The sequence below is a fragment of the Pseudotabrizicola sp. genome (assembly GCF_030656345.1).
Classification (GTDB): domain Bacteria; phylum Pseudomonadota; class Alphaproteobacteria; order Rhodobacterales; family Rhodobacteraceae; genus Pseudotabrizicola.
Window position 1 is genome coordinate 1 of the sequence record NZ_JAUSNR010000004.1, and the last position, 3,083, is coordinate 3,083.

The 3,083-nt window shown below is 64.3% G+C and carries 2 protein-coding genes; both read left to right on the forward strand.

Annotation, left to right across the window (positions count from 1 at the left end):
- Positions 1 to 511 precede the first annotated feature (511 nt).
- Positions 512 to 1,114, forward strand: coding sequence for a helix-turn-helix domain-containing protein (locus tag Q7J44_RS01645; protein WP_304876389.1), 603 nt, complete (start codon positions 512 to 514; stop codon positions 1,112 to 1,114).
- Positions 1,101 to 3,083: relaxase/mobilization nuclease domain-containing protein (locus Q7J44_RS01650; protein ID WP_370692935.1), on the forward strand; the 1,983-nt coding region annotated here is incomplete at its 3' end. The genes Q7J44_RS01645 and Q7J44_RS01650, both read left to right, overlap by 14 nt.

Consider the following 3,083-nt stretch of genomic DNA (forward strand, 5'->3'; position numbering starts at 1 on the left):
GTCGCTAACCTCTTGGTGCATCGGCGTCAAGCGGAAGGCGGGATGCACGATGCGGTGGGCAGGATGCACTCGCCGTTAAGCGTTTTGCAGCGACCAGACAGCGGGGCGCAGGGGACAGACGCCGCGATCCAGGTTGCGCGATGCAGTTGCCAGAAGACGCACTGCATTCCGCAATCTCCAAAGGACGTAAAGCGAATAACGCGACGCGGGGTGCACGCAACGCCGTGCATGAAGCGCGATGCGCGATGCGTGCTGCAATCGACACGGCCCACTTGCCCGAAGACGCGCTGCAGAGCGCAAAAGGCACCGTGCATTGGACGTGATGCACGGTGCAGGGAACGCGGGACGCGTTGCATTGAGCGCGTTGCGCGCTGCATTTGACAAAGGACGTCAAATCGGCCCCCCGGGCCGATTTTCTACATTGAGTACAAGCCCTTAATGCCTTCTCCGCTTGTGCTGGGAGAAGGCGGGCTTGTACGAAGGTGGCAAGAAATAGGAACGTATACTTCACATGGGACACAGTCGCAGACTGACCGATCAGGAGCGCCGTCAGATCGTCCGGGAACGGGCGAAAGGCGTCTCGGTCAGTGCGATCAGTGCTGCGCTGAAGGTCTCGCCCAAGACCGTCTACAACGTGCTGAGCCGGGGCCGTTCTGCCGTCTCCGCCAACGACAGCCGCACCCGTGTGCTGACCATGCGGGTCACTGATCGCGACCTTCGCGGCTTCGATGCGGCTCTCGCGCGGCGCGGTATTGCCCATCGGTCAGACGCCATGCGCTGCCTGATGCTGGCCGCCGATGATCTCCTGCGCCCGGATGAGGGTATGACGGATGAGCTGAGGGGGATGAGCGCGGCGCTGAACCGGGTCGGCAACAACGTCAACCAGGTCGCCCGCCGCCTGAACGAGGCGAAGCTCAAGGGCGAGCGGCTGCCCTATACTCCCGCCAGCCATGCCGAGATCCACGATCTCGCGGTGCTCGTCTTCGACATGGCCGACCAGATCCAGGAGATGTTCCGCGCGCGGCGTCGCGAACTGGACCTCGAGGTCACCAAGGCGCTCGCCGGTCTGGCGCGGCAGGAAGCGGAGCAGGTGGCCGAATATGGCGCGGAGTGAGGTGCGCGGCGTCAGCCCCGCCCTCTTCGATCGTGACTGGAGCCGGGTCTCGGGCAGTTGGCAGGGGCTGTCGAAGAAGGCGCAGATGGTCCGGGCTGCGCGCGGCTATTCGCCGGCCATCTTCAAGCCGATCTCGAAAGGCGGCTGCCATACCGGCGCGCAGCTGAAGGCCCAGCTGACGTATCTTACCACCAAGTCGAGCCACATCCTCGACAGTCGTGGCACCCATGACGGTAAGAAGACCCTTTCCGAGGCCGAGATCGACCGGGTCGTACGCCGGTTTGAGAACCAGTGGGGTGAGCGGCACAGCCCCAAGCTCGGCCATACCTCGCATCTTCTGATGGCCTTTCCCGTTGGCACCAGCGGTGAGGAGGTGCGCGCAATCACCGAGACGGTCTGTGAGCGGTTCTTTCAAGGTGAGGGGTCGCAATTCGACTATATTGCTGCAATACACCAAGATCGCGCGCATCCACATGCGCATATCGTTCTGAACCGCCGCAGCAAGGATGGCGAAATGTTCTTTCTCGGGAAGGATCACCACTTCAACTACGACGCCTTTCGGGCGGCGATGGTTGACGCGGCGCAGGTCCACGGGATCCGGCTCGAAGCGACACGGCGTCTTGACCGGGGGGTCACGACATACCGCGCCGAGATCGACGAGGTCTACAAGGCCCGTGACGAGGGCCGGCCGCCGGTCGAGCGCCAGCGCACAGGCGCTGATCTCGCCGCAGCCCTGCAGACGGTGGCGCGCAACGCGCTGACCTATCGGGGTCTGGCTGCCGAGGCGTCCCAGTCGAACTTCGATGACGTGGCCGAGGCTCTCGAGCGGGCCAGCACCATCCTTGCCAGTGGCGGTCAGATCCAATCTGACGGAGCCATCTATATGTCCCAAGACGAAACAGCGTTTGACACGCTGATCACCGAGTTCTCTCAAAACATCCGTCAGATCGAAGCGGCGATCGACCGGGCGCCCGCAGCCGAGCGGCCGGAAATCGAGCGCAAGCTTACCGATGTCCTGGCCTCCGTTGCGCATCTCAATCCGCTGGGGGACCGCTCGGCCGCGCTGCTTGATGCGCCGTCCCGCGACGGCGTCTATGCGCGCGCCAATATGCGCGAAGACCAACTCGAACGCCTCGACGAGGGGGATGTGAAGGCACGCCTCACGGAGGCACTGCAGGGCACGGGCATCGACCCCGAGGCGGTTGCCGCCCGCATGCGCGAGGGTGCCGGCAATGCAGCCCTCGAACGGCAGTGGCTGGCGCAGGATCTGCGCGCCATCGCCACGGCGGGCGACCTCGATCTGGAGAAGGGCGAGGACCGCGAGGAAGCACTGGACCGGCTGGAAGCCGTTCACGTCCGCCTGGGCGATACTCTGACCGATGCGCGCATCTTGCGGGCGGTCGACGATGTCGATGAGGCGGAGGATGCCGAGGTCTCGCTCGCCGAACGTCTGACGCCACTGGGCCGCGATCTCGACGACGCGGGACCGGACGCCTTCGCCCCGTCCGAGCGGCAGGACTTCCAACAACTGGTCGCCCAGTTCCGACGGACAGATTTCACCTACCCGTTCTCAGACGACCCTTCCGTGCGCAGGGCCGGTGCTGTCGAAGTGGAAGAAGCCCGCGCCGCCTTCAACGCCTATGCACAGCGATCGCCCGATCACGCAGAATTGGCCTCGATCGCTTGGGACAAGATCACCGACAGCCGCAAGCCGCAGGAGTTTGCCGTCGAGGAGAAGGATCGCAGGCTCCACGCGGGCGATATGGACTTGGCTCTGCGCGATCCGACGCAACATCTCGGTCCGATCACCGAAGATGACCGCACCCTCGCGCGCTACCGCGCGGAAATGCCCGATGAAGAATTCGGGACGGCGGTGCAGGAGGAAATCAACCGCCTCCGCGCCATGGGTGCATCGCGCGCCTATATCAGCGAGCGGAGTTTCGACATCGAGGATCAAGCGCGACAGGAC

Excerpts from the sequence above, each read along its gene's own strand:
- Q7J44_RS01645 (WP_304876389.1), top strand. The coding sequence starts at position 512 with ATGGGACACAGTCGCAGACTGACCGATCAGGAGCGCCGTCAGATCGTC.